The 20,445-nt window shown below is 44.7% G+C and carries 14 protein-coding genes; 4 read left to right on the forward strand and 10 right to left on the reverse strand.

The features are described from left to right. Positions 1-109: 109 nt before the first annotated feature. The 3 genes from B5P39_RS08205 to B5P39_RS08215 are packed head-to-tail and all read right to left on the reverse strand — an operon-like array spanning position 110 to position 5,024. Positions 110-1,939 carry a hypothetical protein gene (locus tag B5P39_RS08205; protein WP_176399891.1) on the reverse strand — a complete coding sequence of 610 codons (1,830 nt, stop codon included), beginning with the start codon at positions 1,937-1,939 and terminating at the stop codon, positions 110-112. Beyond that, the gene (locus B5P39_RS08210) at positions 1,909-4,446 is read right to left on the reverse strand and encodes a hypothetical protein (RefSeq protein WP_088211145.1); all 2,538 of its coding nucleotides are present in this window, start codon (positions 4,444-4,446) and stop codon (positions 1,909-1,911) included. Before B5P39_RS08210 ends, B5P39_RS08205 begins: the two co-directional genes overlap by 31 nt. Next, the gene (locus B5P39_RS08215) at positions 4,443-5,024 is read right to left on the reverse strand and encodes a hypothetical protein (RefSeq protein WP_088211146.1); all 582 of its coding nucleotides are present in this window, start codon (positions 5,022-5,024) and stop codon (positions 4,443-4,445) included. Before B5P39_RS08215 ends, B5P39_RS08210 begins: the two co-directional genes overlap by 4 nt. Positions 5,025-5,251: 227 nt before the next feature. On the opposite strand from B5P39_RS08215, the gene B5P39_RS08220 reads away from it, so the two are divergent. Continuing rightward, a complete protein-coding gene (locus B5P39_RS08220) occupies positions 5,252-5,833 on the forward strand; it encodes a CDP-glycerol glycerophosphotransferase family protein (protein WP_254915726.1) in 582 nt (193 codons plus the stop codon). A 77-nt stretch (positions 5,834-5,910) separates the two neighbouring features. On the opposite strand, the gene B5P39_RS08225 is transcribed toward B5P39_RS08220, so the two are convergent. Then, positions 5,911-6,345 carry a hypothetical protein gene (locus B5P39_RS08225; protein ID WP_088211147.1) on the reverse strand — a complete coding sequence of 145 codons (435 nt, stop codon included), beginning with the start codon at positions 6,343-6,345 and terminating at the stop codon, positions 5,911-5,913. 337 nt (positions 6,346-6,682) lie between these two features. Between B5P39_RS08225 and eco the strand changes: the two genes are divergently transcribed. Continuing rightward, entirely contained in the window at positions 6,683-7,234 is a 552-nt protein-coding gene (gene eco / locus B5P39_RS08230) for a serine protease inhibitor ecotin (RefSeq protein ID WP_088211148.1), read from the forward strand. A gap of 83 nt (positions 7,235-7,317) precedes the next feature. Here eco and B5P39_RS08235 read toward each other — a convergent pair whose 3' ends face one another. The 3 genes from B5P39_RS08235 to B5P39_RS08245 form a co-directional block, all read right to left on the reverse strand. Further along, positions 7,318-9,294, reverse strand: a complete 1,977-nt coding sequence (locus tag B5P39_RS08235) for a RecQ family ATP-dependent DNA helicase (protein WP_088211149.1) — start codon at positions 9,292-9,294, stop codon at positions 7,318-7,320. 82 nt (positions 9,295-9,376) lie between these two features. Then, positions 9,377-9,703 (reverse strand): hypothetical protein, encoded by a 327-nt coding sequence (locus B5P39_RS08240; RefSeq protein WP_088211150.1) that lies wholly within the window; start codon positions 9,701-9,703, stop codon positions 9,377-9,379. A gap of 157 nt (positions 9,704-9,860) precedes the next feature. Further along, positions 9,861-10,352, reverse strand: coding sequence for a hypothetical protein (locus B5P39_RS08245; protein ID WP_088211151.1), 492 nt, complete (start codon positions 10,350-10,352; stop codon positions 9,861-9,863). A 628-nt stretch (positions 10,353-10,980) separates the two neighbouring features. Between B5P39_RS08245 and B5P39_RS08250 the strand changes: the two genes are divergently transcribed. Both B5P39_RS08250 and B5P39_RS08255 read left to right on the forward strand, forming a co-directional pair. Then, positions 10,981-12,090: a tyrosine-type recombinase/integrase gene (locus B5P39_RS08250; RefSeq protein WP_088211152.1), complete on the forward strand. Its 1,110-nt coding sequence runs from the start codon at positions 10,981-10,983 to the stop codon at positions 12,088-12,090. Between the two features lie 197 nt (positions 12,091-12,287). Continuing rightward, the gene (locus tag B5P39_RS08255; protein WP_088211153.1) at positions 12,288-14,345 is read left to right on the forward strand and encodes a PhoX family protein; all 2,058 of its coding nucleotides are present in this window, start codon (positions 12,288-12,290) and stop codon (positions 14,343-14,345) included. 49 nt (positions 14,346-14,394) lie between these two features. Here the strand turns inward: B5P39_RS08255 and B5P39_RS08260 are convergent, their stop codons facing one another. From B5P39_RS08260 to B5P39_RS08270, 3 genes are read right to left on the reverse strand one after another with little or no spacing between them, the layout of a single operon-like run. After that, a complete protein-coding gene (locus B5P39_RS08260; protein WP_088211154.1) occupies positions 14,395-15,882 on the reverse strand; it encodes an efflux transporter outer membrane subunit in 1,488 nt (495 codons plus the stop codon). Then, on the reverse strand, positions 15,875-19,042 hold the full coding sequence (locus B5P39_RS08265) for an efflux RND transporter permease subunit (protein WP_088211155.1): 3,168 nt from the start codon (positions 19,040-19,042) through the stop codon (positions 15,875-15,877). The genes B5P39_RS08260 and B5P39_RS08265 overlap by 8 nt, the downstream gene beginning before the upstream one ends. Then, positions 19,042-20,298, reverse strand: coding sequence for an efflux RND transporter periplasmic adaptor subunit (locus tag B5P39_RS08270; RefSeq protein WP_088211156.1), 1,257 nt, complete (start codon positions 20,296-20,298; stop codon positions 19,042-19,044). The genes B5P39_RS08265 and B5P39_RS08270 overlap by 1 nt, the downstream gene beginning before the upstream one ends. Positions 20,299-20,445 lie beyond the last annotated feature (147 nt).

Below are 20,445 nucleotides of genomic sequence, written 5' to 3' on the forward strand. Positions count from 1 at the left end.
TAAAGACGTGAGAAATTGTGAGGCAGTTGGGCCCGTGACCCTAAACCCAGATAAAGCACCAATAGAAGGGGTAATAAATGCAGCTTAATATTTAAGCAAAGAGTGACAACTACCTTGAAAAACACCGAGTGTATCGCAACTTACTCAATACTGTTTTCGGCCATAAAGCGTCTAAAGGTAACTCCCGTCTGGCAGAGGTCGTTTTTAATGTCCTATGTTTATTAGGTCTCACTGAAAGTTGTACATAATCAAAGTCGTACTGGTTAGGTTCAATAAGGGAGAATGAAAAATCTCCCCAGGTTAACTTGGCGGCTTCATTACGACGTAATCCAGTGAAGAAACAGAAACACAAAAGAAAGTAGGCATCACGATGTACAGGGCAATATGCAGATTGAGTGTCTAAATAGGATAATATGACTTGCACATGCTCATGGGAAATGAGGTTGCTATCTACCTCGCTGGAACTCCCTAGCACCTCAATATCAGACAAACATAAATCTCGAACAAAGCCAGAATCGATCAGAAACTGGGCGAAATAATAAATATATTTTTTCCTCTGCGCCGACGAGAAATGATCAGCGGCATCATTTAACTTTTCAGCCCAATCTTCGCCTGACAATAAGTAAATATCACTTGTACAAAAAATAATTAGAAATGGCCGGCTCAAACTTTTGACATAATCAATAGTTGTCAATACTTTTAGTCGCCGCTTGTGCGTCCCCCCTGTCTTTAGTAAAGAATACAGCCAGGCACATAAAATCCAAAAGTATGGATTACTCTTAGATGATGGTTGATCCAGAATGATTGCTATAGCCATGAGACTATCGGATCGAGGTTTGTTGCGTTCTAAAAGTTTACAGAGTTCGGTATATACCTTATCTAATTGTTCGAGCGTCTTTTCCATCGACACAAAAGAAGTATTCTCGTTCGCGACCGTGGACCAATCACGAAAAGCCTTAGTTTTATCAGAAATGGCTTCTGAAAGGTACGGTTCGGCGTTTGCAGAAACTTTGCCGGTCAGGATACGTACAAACGCATTTGTGGGCAATGGCTGGCAAACGCCAGGTAACATGTACATACGATATTGAACCGCGCCATATCTAAGGACATTTTCAATTCGTCGCAGTACCCTTAGCTTCAATAGTGATATATCTGACCAATCGAAACAAGATCCGTAATTTAGATAATACACTAAAGCTGCTTTGAATTGACTGGGCTTTATTGCGAAAGACGCGCCATAGTGAACATTATGCCATTGCTGTAAAGCCATGACAGCCATATCACTTAGCACATATCGTGGCGAATTTATTCTGATATTCCGGCATTGCCAATAACAAATTCCTCCCACGTAGAATATGTCCTGTGGGTATTTAACCATAAGCTGTAAATGTTCGGTTTTCTCTATGTTCACTGTGTAATATAAGATGAGTAATAGCCTTCCCAATTTAGCCTTCTGATCTAAATCTCTATGGGGCGCTATCAACTCCCTGCTTAATTGAGTGTTAATGAGCTCGACTATGGGTAATTTTGTCAAATCTACCGGAGTCAACATCGGTTTATCACGTTTTAACGTGATGATTGAAGGAATGTTTGGCGAGTCTATGTCTAAGAACTTTTTGGCATAGTTGAGTATAGATTGCAGTATGATAAGTTGTGCTTGTTTGCTTAGCACTTCGGGCTTCAATGCAGCAAGCACATTTCCTAACTCTTCAGATAAAAAAGCGTTATCAGAAAGTTTAATCTCCTTTTTTAGATGTCCGAGCAAATTGTTATAGGATGCAAAAAATTCTTTTTCAATTTTTTTTGACTTTTTGTTTTTTACCGCGATTGATGGAAATACACTGCTTGAATATGCAGCGAGGCATTCTATGTATAATGGATGTAGCTTCCCTTGTGTTGAAAGCTGGATTATGAAAGCACAGACTTTAGTGGTTGCCATCCCAACTCCCTGAATAACAGATCTAAAATTGGTACTAATTCAGTAATCGCTTCAATAGTACTTAACGCTGAGTAGTTCCCTATCGGCACTTCACCAACTTGCCAATGACCCATCTGAAAGTTGATTAACTCAGGGTCGACACCCCGATCTAATAAACTACTTTTTAGCCAATGACGACCAGCATTAGCTGGTATGGAATTTTTTTCCTTTAGAACGCTAACTAGTTGTGAAGGAGACAAGCTACGGGTGACAATTCCAGACTTTTGCTTTTGAAAGAAAAAAAATGGACCATGCTGACTGCGGGAGTTTCTTATCTTTGTATACCACGCTGAGGCTTGTAAATTGTCATAACTCAATACTTGCCGATCAACATCGATTATATTATCTAGTTCGCTACAGAATTGAGGCATTAATAGCCGCAATAATCCGCGTAAACATCCTAGATGCCGCCGATATTCAATTAATTGAACTGTTAACACTGATGGGATTGCGACAATACGTGAATGAGTAAAGTCACAATCGTCTTTGTCACTTATACCCATTAAATTCAAAGAAGGTAGAAACAAAGCCAAGGAAGGTAATGGATTCCACGCTGCTCGATAACCAGTTCCGAATAGCAACATCCATGCTGTATATGCTACAAATGCATTGTGGAAGTATGTAATCTCCTCGAACCTGTGCAGAGTTTTTGGGGATGAAGCCTTTGTTTGCAAAGATAAATCGATTATCAACTGCTTAATAGTTGCTAGTGTAGGAGTATATGTTGAGCCCAAATATTGCTCGTCTTGCTGCCAGTATCTCAACTCAAATAAGCTGACAGCAAATGGTTTCCCACTGTAAGCGGAGATCCCTTTTTCAACATCATCCCAAAAGTGCAATAGCTGATCACAGCGCTTTTGATCTCTTACGCTTGAATAACTGCGGGCGACTCGAGTTGTATACATATTAACTGCATAACTAAAATCGATATAAATGGGATCTATGACGTTTGTAGAGTTGATGTAATTGCTCACAAAGTTGGTTAATCTTTTAAGACTTAAACGCTTACCACCTGAGTTGTCAGAAATTTTTGCCAGTTTTTGGGCCAATGTTGACTCAATTATTTCAACGTTAGCGTCCTCAATAAGACTGCCGACTAAACGTGTTCCCATATGAGTGGTGATTAATTTAACTAAAAATTTTGGACATGCAGTAAAAACATCTTCAACCGTTTTTCTTAACCCTATGTGGCTCAGACGTGGTCCAGTTGAGTGTGACAGAGGAAAACACCACCATCCATTTCCGTTAGGATCGATATAAAGACCTTGCTTTTTACAGGCTAGCTCACGAAAGACGCACAGATTTTTGACTTCTGAAACCGATTTACTAAGGAGTAACATAATCCATAGAATTATGGCGGTTTCTCGACTTGAGTCGCGACTACCATAAACCAATAACTTATTAGCAAGCAGGTAAAGTTCGGCAGGCATCAATAACTGAGTATTTTGCATGCCGATGTTATGAGATCGTCTTACTCGGCTAGTAACATCAATTTCTGTCCGGTGCTTTACCATTGGATTAAAATTAATTGAAACGTCAAGCAACGCCTTTCTGTCTCGCTTTTCAGACATATCAGCATTAGCCATCACAAATGATTGCGATGGGTAGAAATCATTTTCGTCCAAACCTTCACTATCTGGAATCAGATTATCTTTTGGCAATATCGCAGATAAACCATCATCAGTCCCCACTATAGGGTAGGTAACCGGATCTCCATATCTCTTAGGTCTTCTATCTTTATCGCCAAGTCCACGAGTACGGCTAATCGCGGGACACCAACTATTCCGAAAAAAATGGCGCAGAACTCTAACATGGGATGTAGGATAAATATTAAGCTTGCTATATTTTCCAGCAAAAATGCTATCGAGATTAGCTGCGATTGATTCTGGGGTATCAAGATGAGTATGCAATATGTGTGCTCGACTAGGGTCGAACGTCTTATATCTCAATTCCATCATTAATCGAAAACTACTGCATGCCTCCTCTTCTCTTGATGTCGTTTGAGTTGCAAGTTCAGGATCGGTCAGCGAATCAATAGTATCAAAATACTGCTTGATGAAGGCAGCAAGTAAAGCTATTGAATGATAATCAGTTTTATATTTCCAAGAACAAATCAAAAGCACATAAAATGGGCGTTCATGACACCATCCCTTACGATACGTGTTTCGATAAAACTCTTTGTTTATTGATAAATCGTTGACTACCATTTGGTGTGCGTGGAATGCATTATAAATGTAAGGAGCAAGACACAGCATTTTTTGAATGAAATTCGCTACTTCAGTAGAAACATTATTCACTCGGGTAATTAACCCGATTAATTGGAAAAAAGCACTCAGATCATCAGGCGCATTAACTCGTTCAAGAAACTCATTGAGGTCAGATAAGATACTTTCTGCTTCAATTTCAATAGCGTTTTTCTTACAATATCCTTCTATATGTTCTAGGATTTTTTGTTTAAGTGCTGTCATTTCAACTTTACCGATTTAGTACTGATATGTAGCCATTGGCATAGTTCAGTTTTTGTTCTAATCGACGGAAATAATGTCTGCCATTCAGAGGACCGAAATACCGACGGCTGCTCAATACTGGTAAACAAATGGGACAATACATGGTTGATGGTATCGGCGCGAATATCCACAAATTCTTTTAACAGCGGCCTTACTACATCGTTCATTAATATTAATCGTCTCAGTTGCGCCTTGGGTCTTCGAGACAGAACTAAACAAGGGACGTTTGTATCCACATTCTTTGCATATTTTGCCTTGCATAACTTCTGATAAGTTAATAAACCAGATAGCACCCTAAAATGTCCTGCTTCGGTTTTACAAACCAAAAAAGGGGATTGGTAGGCATCGAGTAAAGTTGTCACTGGTGATTCGAACGAATCATCTGAACTTGGCTTCAATGAGCTGATTAAATTAAAGCTCTTAGCAAATTCCTCCACATCTTTATCAAGACTGATGAACTTCAAATTGACTATCACAAGCTGAACACCGTCCAGCAGTTTTTCCAATTCACGTCGTATGATTTCAACTTGATAATTCATCTGCAAACCTGCCCTACGATGGAATAGTGGTCAAAAATGACATTTACAGATTGTGCCTAAAACGTGCCAAAATCAAGCTCTATTTAGCTCAAAAATCAAACAAAATCGTTTTTAAAGACAAAGGTATCTTTGATAAATCACCTGTTTTTAAAAGAATTACTGGTTTTTATAGGTTTAAACTGTTAGTATAGGATAAGTGGATTAACGTCTTGACATGGTAGGGGTCGGTGGTTCGAATCCTGTCCCAACATTTAGTCGATACAGATTCCTTGCTGCTGTTACGTCTGCATCCCAATGAACGCCACTACGCAGCGCAGTTTTGTGCCTATCCCAATGTGCTCGATATCAGCGATTGGGACGATGTTTACGGGATTTTGCATCGTGTCGACCTGCTGATCACCGATTATTCGTCGTTATTTATCGATGTACTGCCACTTGAGATCCCTGTTCTCTTCTACCGTTTTGACCATGAGCAGTATCTCAATCAGAGCCGCGATTGCTACGATATAGGTCAAGAACCGCTCAGTATTGGTCAGGTTGCCTATCAATTCGATGACTTATTGGCATTGCTGCAGAAAATGAGTCAGCTTAACGCCAAAACGCAGCCAAGTGAGGCTTACCTGCAATTAAAGCGATTATATTGGTCGCAGCACACTAGCGGTTTATCAGCGGATAACTTAGCGACAGATGCTATATCTGTGGATGAAAGGCATGATGACAGTTTTGCACGTTTAGAGCGGCACCTGCGCCAAGGGCAAACTCAGTCATTTAAGCTTGCCTTTGGTACTGATATCAAGCCTCGGATATGAAAGTTAGATATAAAGGTTCTGGTATAAAAGCTCTGATATAAATAAATCCGCCATCACACTTGGTTTAAAGCCATTTATTAGAAGGTGTCTTTAAACCAATCCCAGATCCCGAGTGAGGTTTCGGGTAATAAATCGATACCGAGCGCCGATTTAAGCAGGTATAACAACAAGAGGCCAAACAGCGTACACAGAAAGATAAAGGCAATAAAGAACAGGCTAAACATCACCAAGGAGAAGCGTTTTTCTCGGCGGGTATAAGCGCGTCTGTTTTTGCCTAAAAGAAATACATAATAAAAGCGCCATTTAATAAAAGGCAGCGCAAACGTACCTCGGTTATCTATAAAGTGTTTACCCCAAGTTCTATCCCCCAAGGCAACACGTATCCCCATTAATTGTTCTTTTGTATAACTGTCGGCAATGTGTGGCGGTAATTTGGCCAATAACTTGAGAATGGTCGGATCCTGTTTAATCTGATCTAGCGTTTCTTGATCCCATGGCTCAAATTCATTCATGCCCTATTTCAACCCGATATTTATTATTTCTGAACAGATTATAGTCAACAATTTAAGCCATTTAGAGATATTACCATCAATCATTCGGTGGATATTCCCGCGCTATTCAGCTCAGGTTAACCGCGGCGCGGGTATCATAGCGCCAGAAATTCACGCAGAGCTTAAGTTTTAAAAGCTATTATTTTCATAACGTTGTAGGAAAATCCGATCTTTTTTGAAAAAATTTTCAAAAAGATTAACCCTTTTTTGCTGCTACTACGTTTACAAAGATAAGAATACAGCAAATGATGGTACAACCATTTGTGCTATGCCTTATCAACATCACTAGGAGACTATTATGAAATTGACTCACCTATTTAACACTGCGGCACTTCCCGTTGCCTTTGCATTATTGTCTTTTAATGCCGCAGCAGTGAGCCCACCACATCCAACAGGATTAAATGCACCTATGATCAGTGTCGCGAGTTTCAACCATAAAAATTATGCCGAGCAAGAAGCCACGAAAATGTTTCCGGCACCTGAGGCGGGTATGGTGCAACATATTTTGACCTTACCAAAACTTGAGAATGAAGACGACTACATGGTCGAAATCCAAATTGGCCAGACCCAATTAGTCGACTGTAATAAGCATGGTCTGAACGGCGAGTTAAAAGAACTCTCGGTTAAGGGCTGGGGTTATAGCTATTATCAAGTATCAGAAGTCTCTGAAGGCCCAAGCACTATGATGGCCTGTTTAGATATGGCGAAAAAAGAAGCCTTTGTCCGCATTCCAGGTGAACTTAAAATGCGTTACGACAGCCGTTTGCCTAAGGTATTTTATCTACCGGAAGGCACAGAGCTGCGCTTTAGAACCTGGAAAGTCGATTCAACGTATCACTACGCTAAATAAACTCGCATCAATATAAGTTGTTTATTTAATTGTATTACTACGGTGATATAAAGGGCATATCTCACGAGATATGCCCTTTTTTATCAGCAAGCTTCGTCGGCTAACTGCACTAATTTGGCTTTAATCTCGGCATATCTAAGGTGTTCGCAGCGACCAAAACCCGATAATTTCCGTACTTGTAGGCGAGTAAATAGTGGTAGTGTCATGCCAGCCAAAAACCGACAACGAGTATCTAGGGATAATAAAGCTAAACCTTTCGACTCCGCCGCTCGTTCCAGTTCATGTAAATCGGCCTTAAGCTGCGCATCATCAGGCCACTTTGGCACTTCGGAATACGCCAATTTAGCCATTTGGCCACGGCATACACTGCAATGACCACAGGATTGAGGCGCGGCGTTATCATCAAAGTAGCGGGCCAAATTGTAATTTAAACAAGTCGTTAGCTCAAAAAATCGCACTAACTGGGCAATACGTGCGACTTCTTTCGCCTCTTTGTTGGTAAAGTATTGATGGAGTTCATTGGCTAAATGCCCCTGCGTTAACGCATCAGCATCCACTTGATAAACATCCGTCACCCGCTTGGCTTCCAATTCGATAAGCTGTTGACTGGCAAGATATTCTAATGCAGCTAATACCCGCGTACGTTCCGCACCTGTGGCTTGATACAGTGCGGAAAAATCTAGACTGCCCCATACCCGCTTCATCTGAGTATGGGTAAAAATGTCATTTAAAAATGCCTGACGCTCGGGGGAAAACTGACTCAAGATCTGCGCTTGTGGCTCAATAAAACGGTAACTGATATCGGCGTAATATGCATAAAGCGGTTTAATCACGCCCAGCATTTCAAGCTGAACCAGCAAGGTTTTAAGGGGGAGTTGTCTGATATTACTCACATTTGACAGCTGATGAAGTTGCAGCTCCCAACGCCCATTGTGGGTTTCTTCGCGAATGTTATCGATCACGGCTGCAATACTGGCCTGTTCCGGCGTATCGCCGTAGACAAAATTTTCGACCGTGTTTATGCCATCTAAATTGGCCAAGGTCACGCAGTGGGAGAGCTGGCCATCCCTTCCTGCACGGCCGATTTCTTGGCAATAATTCTCGATGGATTTAGGTAGGTCGTAGTGGACCACAAAGTGAATATTGCTTTTATCTATGCCCATTCCAAAGGCAATGGTCGCAACCACAATGCGGATCTTACCTTGCATAAAATCTTGCTGAATTTGCTGACGTTTTTCATCCTCAAACCCCGCATGATAGGCACTCGCATCAAACCCCATTTGGCAAAGTTTCGCCGCTACATCCTCCGCAGTATGCTGCAAAGTCACATATACAATCCCCGCGCCAGTAAAGTGATTAAGCTGTTGTTGCAGTGCAGTCAGTTTGTGTTGGCTTGCCACAGGCAAGACAGTCAAGTCGAGGTTTGAACGATAAAAGCCTGTTTGCACAATATGTTGTGGCTTGATATCGAAGCGCGCCGCCATATCCAGTTTCACTTTACGTGTCGCCGTGGCCGTGAGTAACAGCACCAATGGAATCGCTAATTCGCGGCGATAATCGGGAAGCTTTAAATAGTCGGGGCGAAAATTATGTCCCCATTCCGAGATACAGTGTGCTTCGTCAACAACCAGCATAGAGATAGGAATGGATTGAATAAATTGCCTAAAGCGCTCATTTTTAAAACGTTCAACCGACACCATCAGAAGTTTTAACTCGCCAGAGCGAGCATCACGCATGACCTGTTGGGTTAATTCAGGCGTTAAGGTCGAGTCGATACTTGCCGCTTTAATACCCTTCTCATGCAGAAAACTCAGTTGATCTTTGATCAATGCCAGTAAGGGTGACACTACTAAGGTTAAATGGGGAAGTTGCAGCGCAGTAAATTGGTAACAGAGTGATTTTCCTGAGCCGGTGGGGAAAATGGCAAGGCTCGAATGGCCTGACAACAGTTGCGAGACAACCTCCTGCTGCCCTTGCCTGAATCCATCAAAACCAAACTGTTGCTGTAATAATGACGCATAATCAGTGGCGTTAGCTGACGGCGTTATTGAATAAGACATAAACAAATCCTTATGCCACCACAAGGGTGGAGGCGACCACGCAAACAAATGACTGAATTAGTGAATGCGAGTAAGCGTGTCGCTATGATTTTCTGGCTAAATATAAATTGATAAAGGCGGTGAGTTTGTCGTTGAAGGCTTCTTCAAAGGCATCAACATCCTGACCTAAGGTATTGAAATACTGTGTTACTTGCGTGCGAGACAGGCTTTTATTGGCGACACTGTATTCCATTTCTGGCAGAGTTTTATCGTACCTAGGCACAAGCGACCAAGTCACTACATCGGCGGCAAAGTGCTTCATCGCTTGCTGCGCTAAGGCACAAAAAGCTTCAATATGCTCACGCCCATCGGGCCCCAAACACCCGGGTTCGACGCGGCAAAGGACGGCAACCTTTCTATGCTGTGACATGCTGTTTCCCTGTATAAAACGCATTAAAAATAGATAGTTATATAAGAGATAGCGAAAGCGAATAAGTCATTTTTGCGCTTAAGCTCCCTCTCTTTGAGTGTATGTGACACGCGTAAGAAGTCACGTACGCTAAGGTTAAAAATCACACATCGATATTTTAAGCCTCACTATCGTCATCAGCCATGGCAGAGGCATGTTCCGATAATAACGTATCGAGCGCTTGATCAAAACTGTCCAAACGTTCGAGTTCCATATAACGCTTCAAACGCAAAATAATATCTTTGCTAACTTCGATATGGGATTTTTTCTGGCGTTTCTTAATTTGTGAAAGTTCTTTTCGAACCATGCGCCAACCCAAATCACTGAAATATTGATTCAGCATTCGATTTACGAATTGTAGTTGTTGGTTAACGGGCTGATTTTTTTTACGCAGTTGAACCAGCAAATTTAAATTCGCAATTAATTCGGTATAACTGGATTGAGATTGATTTAACTGAAACCACTCTGCCCGTTCGGCGACAATCTCGGGATGAACCATGCGATAAATTAACGGTAAGGCAAACACTAATTCAGTTTTATCTAACAGTAATAATTTTCGGCCCGCGGTAGGCGCGGTGTGATGATATTCCCATAGCGTGTTTGTCGTCATTGGTATGATTTTATACTTTCTAATATTGGTTTATGAATAAACTCATGATACCGATAAACAGCATAGATTAAAAGAATGGTTACACCATTTTATAAGTTCAATTTTACCGCACAAGGTTAAACGTCCCACCCCAGAAACACACGAGCTTGAGCACATACTTATCTTGTCCACTTATCCCCTGTTTTCGCATGGCTAAATCGACATCAGTTTGACATCACTAAACCATAAGATAAATTTTGGCTGCTAGTTCTTAACCACATAAAATGGTTAAACCACCTTTTAAAAATAAAGTTACTCACCCACAGAGTTAGCCGACTAGCAAAATAAATGCAGGTTATTTTCTCGCCAAATTTAACTTAGATTATTGAAGTTGACTAAATAACAAACAACAAAACTAAGCTCCTCTTTATCTATTATTAATGTGTTATTTGAACGCATCTCATACTTCGAGTTAGTTTTGTGCCCGCCTTCCCAACAGTTCCACGTTAAATAATGCCTTCTTTTTAATCGATACGATCAATTAAAACACAAATAACACCTCTACCAGTGATAATGACGATTATCACTGGTAGATAAAGGTTGGTTTTACGTATAATTGCGGCAGTTTTATCGGCGGCAAAATACTCCCATGTCTAAATCGATTATCCATTATTCCACAGGTGGAAGTGCTCCTAGCCGTTCCTCTGGCATAACATCGAATATCACATCAAGCGATAAACAAATGGATCCGCCGTTTTTTGAGGAAAGCTCACTACCCCAATCGGTTCACAGTGATTTTTTTAATGCGGCCGCCGAAACTGAATACGAAATCTCCATCAATACCCGTCGGGTTTATCGGACTAGCTTTGGCCTATTTGAGCAATATTGCGCGACGCATCAGCTGCAGTCGTTACCCGCCGATCCGCGCAGTATTATTTCTTTTATCGGTCATCAAAAAGAATTGCTCCAAGCAAGCAATGGGACTCAGCTATCAAAGCAAACCTTAACGACTCGGCTAGCCGCGATCCGTTACTATCATATTCAAGCAGGATTTCCATCCCCCACTGAACATCCGCTAGTGATCCGTGTGATGCGTGGTCTTAGTCGTAATCACCATAGACAAGTTCAAGATTATGATCAGCAACCAATCATGTACGATGAGGTCGAACTACTGATCCAAGCGATAGAGCAACAACCCCATCCACTGCTACGCTTGAGGGATAAAGCCATCATTCAACTCGGACTACAGGGCGGATTTCGCCGCTCTGAATTGGCAAACTTAAAAGTACAATATTTAAGTTTTATGCGGGATAAATTAAAAGTACGGCTGCCTTTTTCTAAAAGCAATCAACAGGGATTAAGGGAATGGAAGAATTTACCCGACTCAGAACCCTTTGCCGCCTATAATGCCGTCAAGGACTGGTTACATGAAAGTAAAATTACCGAAGGTCATTTATTCCGCTCAATTTCGCGAGATGGAAAAACCTTAAGACCTTATCAAGTCAGTGATAAGGTCACATCTAAATCATCACTCGTCCGAAATAGTGGATTCTTAAATGGTGATGATATTTATCGGATCATTAAGCAGTATTGTTTAAAGGCGGGATTACCGGCGCAATATTATGGCGCCCACAGTTTGCGCAGCGGATGCGTAACACAACTACATGAAAATAATAAAGATACCTTGTATATTATGGCAAGAACAGGACATACGGATCCCCGTTCATTACGCCATTACCTCAAACCTAAAGAAGATTAACCGCAGCATTAGCACTTAATTAACAACACTGTTTTTAATATTTATGTTAAGAATAATTTTATTTTTAAGCTATTTTTAATAAATAAGAAAAATTATTATATTGCAGTATTACTGTCATATAAACTCAGCTTTAGTGTCATATTGCTACTTTAGGCTTAGCTTCGAAATTTAATTCTTCGAACTAGCTGGAGTGAAATATGAGCAAGGCCACCTTTGATCCAACACTTTATAATAAAAGTAATAACGAACCTTTTAACCAAGTGTTGGATAAACATTTATCCCGCCGTAATTTTGTGAAAAGCGGATTAGGCCTAGGTGCGATGACCGCCTTTGCAGGCATGGGATTAGTCGGTTGTGGTTCGGACAATTCCCCTGCCCCAACACCTATCGATCCCGTACCGCCATTACCACCGACCCAAAGTAGCGCCAAATTAAACTTCACATCAGTCGCCGGCGCCCGCCTGGATGCGGTTGTGGTACCCGAAGGTTACAGCGCGCAAGTACTCGCCCCTTGGGGAACACCATTAAATGCAAAGGCCACACCTTGGAAAGCCGATGGCAGCAATACCGCCGATGACCAAGCAAACTCTGTCGGTATGCATCATGATGGTATGCATTTCTTCCCATTGAATGATGCCGGCGATGACGGTTTACTCTGTATCAACCATGAATATATCGACGAGATAGCCCTGCATCCTAATGGCCCAACCGTAGATGAAACCACTGGATTACGTACCATCATCGATGAAATCCGTAAGGAAATTAATGCCCACGGCGTGTCGGTGGTAAGAATTAAACTCATTAATAATCAATGGGAAGTTGTTTACAACGACAGTCATAACCGCCGCTTTACCGGCGCAACTGTGATGGATATCGCCGGGCCACTCGCTTATTCGCCACTACTAGAAACCCGTTATTCGCCCGATGGAAGTCAGGCTCGTGGCACCTTAAATAACTGTGGTAATGGTTTCACGCCTTGGGGCACCTATTTGACCTGCGAAGAAAACTGGCCGGGTTACTTTGCCAACCGTGGCACTTTAGCCGCCGATCAAGCTCGCATTGGGATCAGCAAAAGCAGTACCCGCTATGGCTGGGATGATTTAGCGGGTCACGCCGAGGAGCGTCTCGATGAATTCGCGCGTTTTGATGTCACGCCAAAGGGGAATAGTGCACAAGATGATTACCGCAACGAGGCTAATGGTCACGGCTATATCGTTGAAATTGACCCCTACAATCCAAGCTCACGCGCCATCAAACGCACTGCCCTTGGTCGCTTCCGCCACGAGGGATGTACCTTTGGAAAATTAACCGAAGGTAAACCTGTGGTGTTCTACTCTGGCCACGATTCTCAATTCGAATACTTATATAAATTTGTGTCGAATGCCGTGTGGGATCCACAGGATGCAAACAGCACAAATCGCCTGCAAATGGGTGATAAATATATGAATGAAGGAACATTGTATGCCGCTAAGTTTAATGAAAATGGCGCTGGTGTATGGTTGCCTTTGACCTTAGACAGCCAAACGACAGATGGTAAAACCTTAGGCGATAGCTTTGCCAGTCTGGCCGAGATTATCTTAAATACTGCTGGTGCGGCGGATTTAGTCGGCGCAACGCCTATGGACCGCCCAGAGTGGTGTGCGGTTGACCCCTTCACAGGTTCAGCCTATTTAACCCTGACCAACAACTCTAAGCGTACCGAGGCAAACCCAGCTAATCCAAGGCTTAAAAACTCCTTTGGGCACATTATTCGTTGGGATGAAGGTGATAAAGACACTGAATTCACATGGGATATTTTTGTCTTTGGCTCACCGAGTGATGGCAATGCCGAGACCAACCTGTCGGGCTTAACTGACCTTAACCAATTTGCCAGCCCCGATGGATTGGCCTTCGACGCCCGCGGTATTTTATGGGTGCAAACCGATAATGGTGCCAAAGAAGTCGCCGAAGAAACCAACGATCAAATGCTGGCGATTGTGCCATCAACCTTAGTCGACAGTGCTAATAAACAAGCCAGTGTCACGGCCGAAAACCAAATGGAATTAAAGCGTTTCTTTGTCGGGCCAAACGATTGCGAAGTCACAGGCTTTGCTATCAGCCCAGATTACACTTCGGTTTTTGCCAACATCCAGCATCCGGGTAACTGGCCCTATTCGAATAATGCGGCCGAAATAACGCCTGCTGGTACCGTACTGCGTCCACGTGCGGCAACTGTTGTGATCCGCAAACTCGATGGTAAAGAAGTGGCGGTCTAATCACTCACCCTACCGAAACCCGATAAAAATCCCCGCCAGCGGGGATTTTTTATTCACTCACGGCACCACCACCCAGCGCTCGATACAGGGCGATTTTGGCCAATTGCTTATCCCTTAAGATCTCGCTGTAGGCCAATTGGGCGCTAAACAATTGCCGCTGCGCATCCATTAAATCCAGCGAAGTGGCCACACCATTTTGGTAACGCAGTCTAGCAAGACGTGCATAAGCCGATGAAGATTCAACTAATTCCTTTTGCGCTTTGATGGCCTCTTGGGCGCGTTTAAGATTATTCAGCGCATCGTTCACATCAAAGTAAGCGGTCAGCACCACATTGCGATAATTCAGCATCGACTGTGTAGCTGCTTCGATGGCAATATCATATTCAGCAGCAATCTTTCCGCGGTTAAAAATTGGCGCACTAATGCCGCCAAGCAGTGACCAAGTGACACCATTACTGTCGAAGATATCTTTAAGATGATTGTTCTCCCGACCATACACACCCGAAATGGTAAATTTAGGGAAAAAGGCCGCCTTGGCGATACCCACTTCCGCATTCGCTGCAATCATCTGCTGCTCGGCAATGTTGACATCGGGTCTCAATGTCAACAATTCAGAGGGAACACCTGTATTGAGTTCATAGGGTAACCCCATATTTTCGGGTAAGCCTTGGGGAGATGGTAATGCATAATCATATTCACCGAGTAAGATATGCAACTGATTTATTTTATATTTTCTTTCGTAGTCTAATGTCGGCAAGGTCACTTTGGTGCTTTGAAGCTCAACTTCTGCCTGACGCACATCGAGGCCCGAAATCACGCCATTGGCATGGCGAAGCTTGGCGATATCCAGCTCTTTCTGCCGTAATCCCACGGTGTCGATAGACACACTATAACGCTGCTCGATATCGAGCCATTCGTAATAACGGCTAGCAATATCACTGATAAGACTGACATGGCTGAGCCTGAGCTTTTCAACCTCCGAAAGATAATCGGCCATAGCGGCCTCGCTCGCCCTGCGGTTTGCGCCCCAAAGATCTAGCTCCCACGAAACCGCGCCGCCTAAATCTAAGGTGGTACTCGGACTTGGATTAGCGCTAGTTGCACCGCTATCTAAACTGCGTTCATACCCCGCCTTGACTGAAACCTCAGGCCAAAGCGCACTGTCGACCACTGTCATTTTTGAACGTGCAGCGAGAAGACGCGACTGCGCCATTTGTAGGTCCAGATTGTTCGCAAGCGCATGTTCAATCAAGGAAATCAGCACAGGATCTTGATAAAAATGCCGCCAAGATAGGGCCGAGACCTCCTTTACATTCCCCTGCTCGGCAGTAGTTTGCGACAACATTTGCGCTTGATACTGGCTCGGTAACGCCAGCTCTGGCCGCTGGTAATCTGGCCCCATGGCGCAGCCTGCAACACTCAATGCCGTCACGAGTCCCAAATAAAGCGGCTTTAAACGCAAACCCACTGAAAAATACTGGATCACAGGCCGAGTCGCCGATGATGGATGGCTGGAGAGAGTATGATGCTTAACCACGGCTCACCTCCTCGACGGTTTCTTGATCTAGAAGTAATTCCTCTTTTGTTTTAATGGGTTGTTTAACGACTTTCTTTTTAACCCAGCCAGCGGTCGTTACAAAGAACAGCGGCACAAACACTATGCCTATGGTGGTTGCCAACACCATGCCACCCAGGATGGGTAAAGAAATCGATTGCCGACTCACGGCCCCAGGCCCTTCGGATAACACCAGCGGCAACACCCCAAGAATAAACGCCATGGAGGTCATTAAAATCGGCCTAAAGCGCATGGTCGCAGCTTCGAGCGCCGCCGAAATACGCGTCCGGCCTTGCTGGTGCAACTGATTGGCAAACTCGACAATTAAAATCGCATTCTTCGCCGCCATACCGATTAAGGCGATAAATGCCACTTGGAAGAATAAGTTACTCTGCATCCCACTGATTAAGGTCGTCACCGCCGCCCCTAAGAGTGCGATGGGCGCGATCAGCAATACCGCGACTGGGATACTCCAACTCTCATAGAGCGCGGCTAAAAACAGGAATACAAATAACAGTGCTAACCCAATAGCAATGCCAGTTTGGTTCGCCGACTGCACCTCTTGGTAGGTAATGCCTGTCCATTCGTATTTAAACTCATCGGGCAGGATCGGCGTTGCGACCCGCTCTATGGCTTGGATAACATCACCAGTGGCGTAGCCCGTTGCAGGCGTGACATTGATGGAGGCGCTGGAGAATAAATTGTAGTGGGTCACGGAAGATGGCCCAACGGTGTAATCATACTTCGCCAGCACGCCAATCGGCACCATAGCGCCGCTCGATGAGCGCACATAATAATCTTTGATCTGGTGCGGAAATTGACGGTAGCTTTCTTCCGCTTGGATCTTCACCCGATAGACACGGCCAAAGAGGTTAAAGTCATTCACGGTTGAGGAGTCCGTTAAGGTTTTGATGGTGCTGTAAATATCACTAACATTCACCCCAATCGCCATCGCCTTTGCCTCATCGACCGTCAAATGCAACTGTGGAATTGCGCTCTGCAGTGACACGCTGGCACTGGCAACTTCAGGCTGCAGTTTTAGCTGTTCGACTAATTCGTTAGCGGTTTCTATTAAGCCATCAAAATGGGTGCCAGAGGTGTCTTGGAGCTGCATTTCCACCCCAGAGCCATTGCCTAAGCCGGGGACGGCCGATGGCAAATACAGGTTAAACTCAGCTTCTAAGACGTTTTTCAGCTCCTTATCTATCGCCTTCATCACGGATTGTACCGTAGCATGACTGGCTTCGCGCTCAGCCCAAGGCTTGAGTACCACTTCAAATTGACCGTTGGCCTGATTCGCCCCCGAGCGGCGGTTTTCCCCCGCCAAGGTAAATGAATAGGCCACGGCGGGATTGGCGCGCACATATTGCTCGGCTTTCTTTAAAATCGTCTCGGTACGATTCACCGTTGAGCCATCGGGCAATGTCATATCGATAAAGAACCGACCTTGGTCCTCATCGGGCATAAAGCTGCTCGGCAAATGGGACATGATGAAATAGGTGCCACCAAACATAATCGCAAAGGCTAAATAACTGCGTTTGGCGTATTTGTTGGTTAAGGCGACTAAGCCGACATATTGGTTGGTACCTAGGTCGAGTTTACGATTCAGCCAATGGAAGAATCCCCTTTCTGGTGCCTTGCTGGGTTTTAATAATAAGGCGCACAGTGCCGGACTTAAGGTCAGCGCGACTAGGGTGGAGATCAACACAGCGACCGTAATCGCCACCGCAAACTCGCGGTACATGATGCCGGTGATCCCCGCTAAAAACGACACGGGCACGAATACCGCGCAGAGCACTAAACTGGTGGCCACTAATGCGCCCGACAATTCTTTCATCGCAATTCGGGTTGCATCTATCGCGCTCATGCCCTTCTCATGGATTAAACGTTCCACGTTTTCAACTACCACAATGGCATCGTCGACCACAATGCCGATGGCGAGAACCAGCGCGAGTAAACTCACGGTATTAATAGTAAAACCAAAGGCCAGCATGGCCGCTAAGGTTCCAATCAAGGAAACCGGTACGGCAATGGCCGGGATTAAAGTGGCGCGCACATTTTGCAGGAATAAGTACACCACCAACACCACGAGCACCAAGGCTTCTATCAGGGTGTGGATCACCTCATCGATAGATTCTTGGATAAAGATGGACGCATCATAAAACACTTCCCATTTTATCCCTTGGGGAAACTTTTGCGACAACTCTGCCATCGTCTGTTTCACCTTGCGGGTCACTTCTAACGCATTCGCGCCTGGCAATAAATAGACCTGCAAGATGGTAGCATTTTCACCATTTAACTGGGATTGTAAGGTATAGGCGGAGGAGCCGAGTTCTACGCCGGCAATATCCCGCAGCCGGATAATCGAACCATCGGGATTGGCGCGCACTATGATCTCATTAAAAGCCTGCACCGAGCTTAATCTGCCCGCCACACTGATGGGCAAAGTTAAACTGATGTCGTCATTATTAGGTTGAGTACCAATGGTGCCTGCGGGGGATTCTTTGTTTTGTGCCTTGATGGCGTTGATCACATCTGTGGTCGTTAAGCTGTACCCCGCCATGGCATCGGGTTTTAACCAAATCCGCATCGCATAACTGCGTGAACCCGTGTTACGGGTACGGCCCACGCCAGGAATACGCCTCAGCGCCGATTCGATATTGATGGTGGCGTAATTACTCAGGTAAATCTCATCGAATCTTTCATCGTTCGAAGTTAACGCGAGTTTTAGCAATTCCACCGACGCATCTTTGGAGACTGTCACTCCTTCGGTTTGCACATCGATTGGCAGCCCCCCCGAAGCTTGCTGAGCGGAGTTTTGCACATCCACCGCCGCCAAGTCCGCATTGGTGCCCACATCGAAGGTAATGGTCACACTGGTGCCGCCCGAATTGGTGCTCTTGGAACTCATGTAAATCATATTAGGCACACCGTTCACTTCCTGCTCGAGCGGTGTGGCGACGGATTCGGCGGCTGTGGTAGAGCTTGCGCCAGGGTATGAGGCAGAAATGGTCACCTGTGGCGGCGTGATATAAGGATACTGATCGACGGGCAGCTTAAACATCGCAATCACCCCGAGCAGCACGATAACAATCGAGATGACGCTGGCAAAAATCGGCCGATTAATAAAAAACTGCGCCATTATTTTTGCTCCTGCTTTTGCTGCTCCAAGGCTTGGCGCTTAAGTGCCTCGGCTTTTGACATCTCATCTTCCTTCTCGGCGTATTCCTTCGCGCTTAACGGCTCGGCAATCTGGCCGTGGCGTACACGGTGCATGCCTTCGGTGATCACCATCTCGCCAGCCTTGAGACCACTTTTAACCACAACCCCTTCAATCCCTTGATGATCGATCACGATAAAGCGCCGCTCGACCGTGTTATTGGGCAATACCACCATCACGTATACCCCGCCCTGATCCACTTGGGTGGCCTTTTGCGGGATAACAATCGCATTGGGGATTTCGGACAGTTTAATCCGCACATTAGTATATTGGCCGGGCAACAGCTCTTTTTCAGGATTAGGCAGAATGGCGCGCACCTCAAAGGTGCCAGTGTTAGGGTTCACCTGGGGATCGGTAAAACTCACATCCCCAAGGTAGCGATATTCACTGCTATCGGGGAGCGTTATCCGCACAAAACCCGCGAGTGCTTTACCTTCGACCTCGGCTTCTTTTTTCGCCGAATAACTGGTCAGGCGGCGCTGGGCATTTAAATAATCCAGTGCCGACATATTAAAGCTGACATAAATCGGGTCGACCTGTTTAACGCGGGTCAGTAGCGATTGGCCCTTACTGCCCACAAGTGCACCAATATCGACCTCGGAGCGACTCACCAGTCCGGCTATTGGCGCCTTAATTTCGGTATAGCTGAGTTCTAATTCGGCCTCTTCCACCTCGGCGCGACTCGCGGTGAGGTTAGAACGCGCCTGAGCCAAGGTGGAGAGCGCATTATCGTAATCGAGCTGACTGGCTGCATCCTGCTCATACAGCGGCTTTAAGCGTTTCACATCTCGCTCGGCCTTATCGAGAATAGCCTGCTGAGAAGACAGCTTGGCCTTTAAACGATTCACCACCGCCACATAGGGTTTATTATCAATCTGATACAGTAGTTCACCCGCTTTGACAGCACTACCTTCGACAAAACGCTTCTCCTCCACAAAGCCATCGACACGCGCCCGAACTTCCACATCTAAGGAAGCTTGGGTCACGCCAATATAATTGCCATAGAGCGGTACGGTTGCCGTGGTGACTTTTTCCACCACCACCATTTTGGGGGAGATTTTAATTTCAGGATCTTGGCAGCCACTCACCGAGAGACAGAGCAAAAGCCCACTCAGATAAAGGGGAAATGAGCCTAAGCGTGGAACAAAAAAACGAGCTGTAACAGATGGTTGAGGCATATGCGAATCCCGCACTCTAAAGACAGTGGAACCACTCGCATGGGCAAAGTGGTTTTAACAATTTTAGTCGGTTCTAGGTAACGTCCTGTGACCAATGCAAATTCAGTGTAAGGCAAACAGCATAAAATTGAAATTTTAAAATCAATA

It is taken from the genome of Shewanella sp. Shew256, assembly GCF_002196695.1.
GTDB lineage: Bacteria > Pseudomonadota > Gammaproteobacteria > Enterobacterales > Shewanellaceae > Shewanella > Shewanella mangrovisoli.

Bases quoted from the DNA above. Each gene is read 5' to 3' on its own strand.
- B5P39_RS08270 (WP_088211156.1), bottom strand. From the start codon at position 20,298: ATGCCTCAACCATCTGTTACAGCTCGTTTTTTTGTTCCACGCTTAGGC.
- B5P39_RS08205 (WP_176399891.1), bottom strand. From the start codon at position 1,939: ATGGCAACCACTAAAGTCTGTGCTTTCATAATCCAGCTTTCAACACAA.
- B5P39_RS08235 (WP_088211149.1), bottom strand. From the start codon at position 9,294: ATGTCTTATTCAATAACGCCGTCAGCTAACGCCACTGATTATGCGTCA.
- eco (WP_088211148.1), top strand. From the start codon at position 6,683: ATGAAATTGACTCACCTATTTAACACTGCGGCACTTCCCGTTGCCTTT.
- B5P39_RS08210 (WP_088211145.1), bottom strand. From the start codon at position 4,446: ATGACAGCACTTAAACAAAAAATCCTAGAACATATAGAAGGATATTGT.
- B5P39_RS08225 (WP_088211147.1), bottom strand. From the start codon at position 6,345: ATGAATGAATTTGAGCCATGGGATCAAGAAACGCTAGATCAGATTAAA.
- B5P39_RS08255 (WP_088211153.1), top strand. From the start codon at position 12,288: ATGAGCAAGGCCACCTTTGATCCAACACTTTATAATAAAAGTAATAAC.
- B5P39_RS08250 (WP_088211152.1), top strand. From the start codon at position 10,981: ATGTCTAAATCGATTATCCATTATTCCACAGGTGGAAGTGCTCCTAGC.
- B5P39_RS08245 (WP_088211151.1), bottom strand. From the start codon at position 10,352: ATGACGACAAACACGCTATGGGAATATCATCACACCGCGCCTACCGCG.
- B5P39_RS08240 (WP_088211150.1), bottom strand. From the start codon at position 9,703: ATGTCACAGCATAGAAAGGTTGCCGTCCTTTGCCGCGTCGAACCCGGG.
- B5P39_RS08265 (WP_088211155.1), bottom strand. From the start codon at position 19,042: ATGGCGCAGTTTTTTATTAATCGGCCGATTTTTGCCAGCGTCATCTCG.
- B5P39_RS08215 (WP_088211146.1), bottom strand. From the start codon at position 5,024: ATGAATTATCAAGTTGAAATCATACGACGTGAATTGGAAAAACTGCTG.